We start from the raw sequence: 6237 nt of genomic DNA, 5'->3' as shown, positions 1-6237 counted from the left end.
AGGCGGCCACGCCGGCTATCAGTGCTGCCAGTCCCTGATCCACCTGATCCATTCGGGCATCATGCCGCACCCCACTGACACAGCGGCGTCACGTCCAAGACCGCTGAGAACTGGAACGGGAAGGGCATCCGGGGGCCTGGGAGATGACTTTCAGTGATCTCCCAGGGAGCGTGTGACCCGTACGACGAGAGGCCCGGTCACTTCGTTGCCGACGCTTGGTTGTTGTCTGGTCATGTGTCCGCTTTCGCTACCAGTACTGCCCATACGCGTTTGCCCCAGAAGCGGGTCGCGGGTCCTAACCGGTCGTAGCCCCATTGGTCTGTGAGAGCATCCACCATCATCAGTCCCCGGTCCCCGGCGACCCCGTCGTCCGGTTCCTGCTGCTGCGGCACATCGTTCGGAGCGCGGTCGACGACGCCGAGGTACACCTGGTTGTCTGCGGGGCGTTCGACGATGACGCGCACCATCGGGCCACGTGGGTGCTGGACGGCGTTGGTGACGAATTCGGAGATCACGAGTTCGGCCGGGTCCGCCAGGTCGTCCAGTGTCCAGGCGGACAGGGAAACGTGTGTCAGGTGCCGGGCCTCGGCCGCTGTCCGCGGTTCGCGGGGAAGCGTGAGGTTGTAGCCGGGGTGCCCCGTGCAGCGGGGACGCACGACGGTCATTCTGCCCATCGCCGCCCGTCGATCCGGATTCCGTGCGGGGCGATGTGGAGCGTGCGCCGTACGGGCTGCAGTGACTTCACGCGCCGTTCGTGGGCCACGAGGTACGGGCGGACCATGACGATGTCCTCACCGCGCAGCACGGACAGCACGGACGGAACAGGCGCGGCGGGCGGGGCAGCATTCGTGGGCGGCTGTGGCGAGGCGGGGCGCGGTAACGGGTCGCGGGGGTGGCCGGCGGCAGGAAGAGGCCTTCTCAGTGTCTGCGTTCTGGGGTGGGCGTGAGCGCGGGCCATGTCGTCAACTCCGTCCGGTTGATGGCCACGCCCCCGGGCCGTTATGGCGGCTGCGGGGGTCTTGCACTTGAGTTAACGCCCCTGGTGTCACCCGGACTTGCACAGAGTTTGCACAAGACGTGTGCGGGCGTCCGTCCGGGCTGTGACCATGGCTTCAAGGCCGTGCCTCCCAGAGAGACTGATCACTATGGGCACCATCATCGATCCGGCGCCGGGCGAGCACGTGGCGATGCTGCGCAAGGCCCGTGGCTGGACTCAGACTCAGCTCTCGGACCGTGCGAACGTGTCCACGTCGCTGCTCAGCAAGGTCGAGGTGGGCGACCGCGCCCTGACTCCCGAAGTGGCTGCGGCACTGCGCCGTGCGTTCGGGTTGAGCATGGCCGAGGTGCTCGGCCGCGCCTCGGTCGCGGCCGACGACGAGCAGCTGCTCGCCGAGCTCCGGTCCGCGATGCGCGACTACGACATGCCCGACCTTCAGCCCGTGCCCGAGGGACGCGTCACGGCGGGTCTTCGGACGGCGGACCGGTACCGCGACGACGTCGACGTCGCCGCGCTGATCACGCTGCTGCCCGGCCTGCTGCGCGGTGCCACGACGTACGCGCACACCGCGAACTCGCCCACGGCGTGGTCCGTGCTCGCAGATGTCTACAGCACGGTCTACTGGCTCGCCGCGCGGCACCGGTGGATGGACATGGCGGAGCTCGCGGTGACACGGCAGCGGTGGGCCGTCGAGCAGCAGCCCAACCCCGTCGCCGAGGCGTTCAGTTCCCGCGACCGCGCCGGGACCTACCTCAACTTGGGGGACGTCGAGCGCGGCCTGGTCGTCGTCGACCGGGCCATCGTGGCCGTGCAGTCGGCCCCGCTCAGCACCGCCGACCGTGACTTGGCGGTGGGCATCTTGAACCTGCGCGGGATGACAAAAGGCCGTGGGTTCGAGTTTTCCGAAGGGGGCTCGTAGCCGAACTTGCGGGTGGTGCGTCCAGAACGGTACCGGAGCGGGCTCGGGTTCGTCCCGGCCCGCCGAACCGCAGGGCAGACCTCGTACGAGTGACAGACGGCTGCGGTCGACACCGGCCAGGTGGGACACTGCGCCGGTGTCGGGATTCACGAGGGATACCAAGCGCTACGGCGACAAGCTCGTCTACGAGGCACTGGGCACGAAGTGGCGCCGCTACCACGACACCCATTGTGGGTGCGGGCTGAACTGGGTGACCGAGCACGCCGAACCGGCTGGGTTCACCGTGGTCGGGGCCGGCAGCGGTTGGGTGGCCCTGGTCGGGCCTGGACTGACCGAAGGCGTGGACGAGACGGCGCTGACCGCGAACGCGCTGTGGGAGGCCGTGACAGGCAAGCCCGGCCAGGGCTGGGTGGAGACCCTGCACGTGATCGACCACAGCGAGGCGGCCGAGAACACGCGCAAGGCGGAGAACGACGCCGCGTACGCCGACCGACGCGAACGCGCCGCGCAGTCGAAGAAGGACCCGGTCACCCCGGCCCAGCTGAAATACCTGAACACCCTCGTCGCCAAGGCTGGGAGAGAACGGTTCGACGCCGCGTACAACAAGGCGGTGAAGGGCACGGGGGTCGCTCCACGAGGAGCGGGGGAGAAGACACAAGCTGCGCTGGGACGGCTGACCAAGGCAGTGGCCCGCAAGCTCATCACAGCACTCGTCGGCCCGTAGGCGGGCTCGCGGCCCGCTCCTTGTTTTCGACAGGGTGTTTCGGAGCCACTCGGGCAGCGAGATCGGGAGCCGCTGTTTGGACACCGGAATTGAGAGCCACGTCTCCTGACCTGGTGTGACGTGCCGCCGTTGGCGTAATCGGCTCGTTGGGCCGGTTGGCCGCGTCAGGCTGTAGGGATTAACGGTCGTATGAGGAGCCCGTGTGTACCGATCGCGTGAGTGGGTCTTCGAGCGGATCCGTCAAGGGCGGGTGCGGCTGTGACGGCAGGAGAGTCGCAGCCCGAAAAGGGCGCGGTGGACCGGTCGGAAGGGTTCGGTGAGCGGCTGCTGGGGGTGCTGCTGGACCGGGCCCACGAGATGCCACCGCATCTGATCGCCCCGCTGATCGTGGAAGTGGTGGGCCGGGTCGGGGGCCGTGACGTCTCGGTCCTTCTGCAGGACTACGAACAGCTGATGCTGGTGCCGCTGCCGGGTAGGCGGCTGACCGTCGGCGAGCACGCGCCGATTGATGGCTCCCCCGCCGGCACGGCCTTCCGGAGTGGGACCCCCGTCGAGGTGCCGCAGGCAGACGGGGTGCGGATGTACCTGCCGTTGCTGGATGGCAGCGACCAGGTGGGGGTGCTGGCGCTCACCCTGGACACCGTCGTCGACGACGACCGGCGGCTGCTGCACCGACTGGCCGGCCTGGCCGCCCACATGCTGGTCACCAAGAACAGCTACACCGACCAGTTCACCCAGACCCGACGGCGCGAGCCGATGAGCGTGGCCGCGGAGATCCAGTGGTCCCTTCTGCCCCCGCTGTCGATGTCCACCCCGCAGGTCGCGGTGGCCGGCATCCTCGAACCCGCCTACAAGGTCGCCGGCGACAGCTTCGACTACGCCCTCAACGACGACATCCTGCACGTCGCCACGGTCGACGCGATGGGCCACGGCCTGGACGCCGCCACCATGGCGACCGTCGCCATCGGCGCCTACCGGCACGCCCGACGCATCGACGTCGGGCTGTCCGGGATCTACGCGTTCATGGACCGGGCCATCGCCGGGCAGTTCGGGCCCGAGCACTTCGTCACCGCACAGATGATGCGCCTGAACGTTGCGACAGGCCACCTGCAATGGGTCAACGCCGGCCACCCCGCGCCGCTGCTGATTCGCAACCACCAGGTCGTCCGGCAACTGCACAGCCCCACCACCTTGCCGGTCGGCTTCGGCGGCGACGAGCCCCAGCTCAGCGAGCAGACGCTCCAGGTCGGCGACCGGGTGCTGTGCTTCACCGACGGCCTGATCGAGGAGCACGATGTCTGCGGCGGGCAGTTCGGCGAGGAGCGACTCATCGCCTGGGTCAACCGCATCGAGCACGCCGAGGAAGGGGTTCGGGCGGTGGTGCGCTCCCTCTCCCATACCCTGATCCGGGAGCGGGGCGGGATCACCAGCGACGACGCGACCCTCTTCCTGATCGAGTGGCGCGGGGGCGCCGCCGACCACCTTGCCACCCTGGAATGAGCCGTGGAGAACCGGCCCCCCAAGGAATACGCGGAGCTGGCAACTGCAGATATCTCCTACGACGACATCACCGAAGGTGAGTCGCCCGCCACGTACGAGTACGACCTGCTTTTGCGGATCCTCAGGGTGACCAAAGGCGAAGCCTCTGTCGTCGATTCGATCTACGCTCCCGGACTCTGGTTCCGTGTCCAGGGGCAGTGTCGCGGTAATGCGGAATAGCAAGCACTCTGCCGGCGCCGGGCGCTGCCGGCTTTGCTGAGCCCGGTCGTCGGTGCTTGAGGTCCGAGCAGAATGTGCTCATGCTTCGCTCAGCCTACGGAATCACGTCGGAAACTGCCTGCAGGTGTACCGTGGATTGTGGGTTGCGCACTCTCACGTGTTGCGCCTGAAAGGACGGCCCCGGCGGTTTCACCGGGGCCGTTTCGACGATCACGCTGAGCGTGCTGGCGCGGTCACACGGGCGCCATGGCCGCCCTCGGAGTCCCAGACCGCTTCTCGGGCCTGGTCGGCTTCTGTCACGATCCGTTGGAATTCGGCCCTCTCCAGCAGATCACTCGCTGTGTGGCTGCGCAGCGGACCGGTAGCCACGGTCATCAGCCAGGCGGCGATGGCCGGATCCGTCTGCGGCGGAATCACCAGCAGGTCCCAGCGGCCGACGGTGTAGGAGAGCAGCAACAGCTTGTGGGGGTCTTGCTCGGCCTTGAACCAGCCGACGCTCACCACGTGCCCATCAACGGGCACCTTCCGTGGGATGACCGGCCACAGGGTCGGGTTCACCGTGACATGGGTGATGCGCCCCCAAAGGGGATCCAGCACCACTGTCAACGCAGGAAGTTCCGCCGCCAGGTCGCGGGAGCGAGGCCACCAGGCACCGTCCAGAAGAGCACCAGGGGTGTCCGTTGAGGCGAGCGCGAGACGCAGCGGCAGCGAAAAGGTCCGCTCCTCGACCGCCGACGTATACAGAATGGTCGCGGTCATGACGCGGACCTGTCCCCGGGCCGGTGTACACCGGCCCGGTGTTGTGAATCGCCGAGAACGACAGGAGCTTAGAAACTCTTATGCGAAATGTTCTCGGTAATTCCAGGGTACTCCCGGATACAGCCCGCCGGGCGGTTTCGGGGTGACGGATATCAGGGCGTTTTGACGGGTCTTCGAACTTGAGCGGTGCACTCGGCTGGCGGTGCTGACCTGTCGTCACGATGGTGACGGTCGCGATGGTTTTCGGCATCCGAATGCAGAGCGCCCGTGGTCATACCTGATCATTTCGTCGACGCGGAGGGCGAGCGGATCTAGGAGGCCGAGGCCGGCGCCGCAGTCCCTGTTTAGCCCGCACCGGTCAGCACGTCGGTGCGGAGCACCGCCGAGTTCGACCCACCCCGCCTGGCCTCGGACCGCCAGTCGCCAGCCATCTGCACGACCCGGCTACTTTCACCGAGATGGACCTTCATCCCCTCCACTCCACAGCCCGTGAAGCTCTTGGCAGGTGCACGATGGATCTCGCCGAACGGATGCCAATAGTGATCGCCGTGTGGCCGCCGCCCTGGCCGCCACCTTTGCCTCAGCCACCGCCGTGGCCTCAACCGCTACCGCGGGGGAGAGATGGGCGAGGTTACCTCTCTGACACCAGCCACCAAGGAACCCACGCGTAGTTGATGGCAGCGTATGGCGCGGACCGCGGCTCCAGCGGTGCGTAGTTCTGTCACAGGGCGGCGTTGGAGGCATAGCGGTGCAGCAGAGCAAGGGGGCTGCCGCACATCCGGCATTCGCGCGTCGAGCCATCACCGCCACAGCCAGAAATCACCCGATCGAGGTGGCTCTCAATCCCATTGCCGATCACGGACTTGCGTCGTGTCCATCCCCACCACGGATGGGGCAACGTGGCTCTCGACCTCATTGCCGGAGTGGCTCCCATTCATCCTGCCGAAAACACGCTCCTACTCGGCCCCTGGCCTCCGTGTCGGCCCCGCGTTACGCAGGCTGTGCTCGATGAGGCCGGGCTTGTTACTGATTCCCAATGTGGTTGTCAAGGTCAGTTGATGACTCGTTGTGAGGGTGTCAGCCCAGTGGGACGGGGCTGGGTGGCGCGGTGATCTGAAA

General features: G+C 67.2%; 7 protein-coding genes. 4 read left to right on the top strand and 3 right to left on the bottom strand.

Annotated features, from left to right (window positions below):
• Positions 1–230: 230 nt before the first annotated feature.
• Both ACIRJP_RS41850 and ACIRJP_RS41845 read right to left on the bottom strand, forming a co-directional pair.
• Positions 231–665, bottom strand: a complete 435-nt coding sequence (locus tag ACIRJP_RS41850) for an ATP-binding protein (protein WP_404186376.1) — start codon at positions 663–665, stop codon at positions 231–233.
• On the bottom strand, positions 662–814 hold the full coding sequence (locus tag ACIRJP_RS41845) for a hypothetical protein (RefSeq protein WP_404186374.1): 153 nt from the start codon (positions 812–814) through the stop codon (positions 662–664). Before ACIRJP_RS41845 ends, ACIRJP_RS41850 begins: the two co-directional genes overlap by 4 nt.
• A 331-nt stretch (positions 815–1145) precedes the next feature.
• On the opposite strand from ACIRJP_RS41845, the gene ACIRJP_RS41840 reads away from it, so the two are divergent.
• The 4 genes from ACIRJP_RS41840 to ACIRJP_RS41825 all read left to right on the top strand — a co-directional run bounded on the left by ACIRJP_RS41840 (position 1146) and on the right by ACIRJP_RS41825 (position 4359).
• Positions 1146–1916, top strand: a complete 771-nt coding sequence (locus ACIRJP_RS41840; RefSeq protein ID WP_404186372.1) for a helix-turn-helix domain-containing protein — start codon at positions 1146–1148, stop codon at positions 1914–1916.
• 136 nt (positions 1917–2052) lie between these two features.
• Positions 2053–2640 carry a hypothetical protein gene (locus ACIRJP_RS41835; protein ID WP_404186370.1) on the top strand — a complete coding sequence of 196 codons (588 nt, stop codon included), beginning with the start codon at positions 2053–2055 and terminating at the stop codon, positions 2638–2640.
• Between the two features lie 258 nt (positions 2641–2898).
• Entirely contained in the window at positions 2899–4140 is a 1242-nt protein-coding gene (locus ACIRJP_RS41830; protein WP_404186368.1) for a PP2C family protein-serine/threonine phosphatase, read from the top strand.
• A gap of 3 nt (positions 4141–4143) precedes the next feature.
• Entirely contained in the window at positions 4144–4359 is a 216-nt protein-coding gene (locus ACIRJP_RS41825; RefSeq protein WP_404186366.1) for a hypothetical protein, read from the top strand.
• Positions 4360–4569: 210 nt separating this feature from the next.
• On the opposite strand, the gene ACIRJP_RS41820 is transcribed toward ACIRJP_RS41825, so the two are convergent.
• The gene (locus tag ACIRJP_RS41820; protein ID WP_404186364.1) at positions 4570–5118 is read right to left on the bottom strand and encodes a DUF5994 family protein; all 549 of its coding nucleotides are present in this window, start codon (positions 5116–5118) and stop codon (positions 4570–4572) included.
• Positions 5119–6237: the final 1119 nt, after the last annotated feature.

The sequence above is a fragment of the Streptomyces sp. NPDC102437 genome, assembly GCF_044765565.1.
Lineage (GTDB): Bacteria > Actinomycetota > Actinomycetes > Streptomycetales > Streptomycetaceae > Streptomyces.
This window is presented reverse-complemented; position numbering and strand designations above follow the sequence as displayed.

Coding starts and splice junctions, on each gene's coding strand:
- ACIRJP_RS41850 (WP_404186376.1), bottom strand. CDS start 665: ATGACCGTCGTGCGTCCCCGCTGCACGGGGCACCCCGGCTACAACCTC.
- ACIRJP_RS41840 (WP_404186372.1), top strand. CDS start 1,146: ATGGGCACCATCATCGATCCGGCGCCGGGCGAGCACGTGGCGATGCTG.
- ACIRJP_RS41820 (WP_404186364.1), bottom strand. CDS start 5,118: ATGACCGCGACCATTCTGTATACGTCGGCGGTCGAGGAGCGGACCTTT.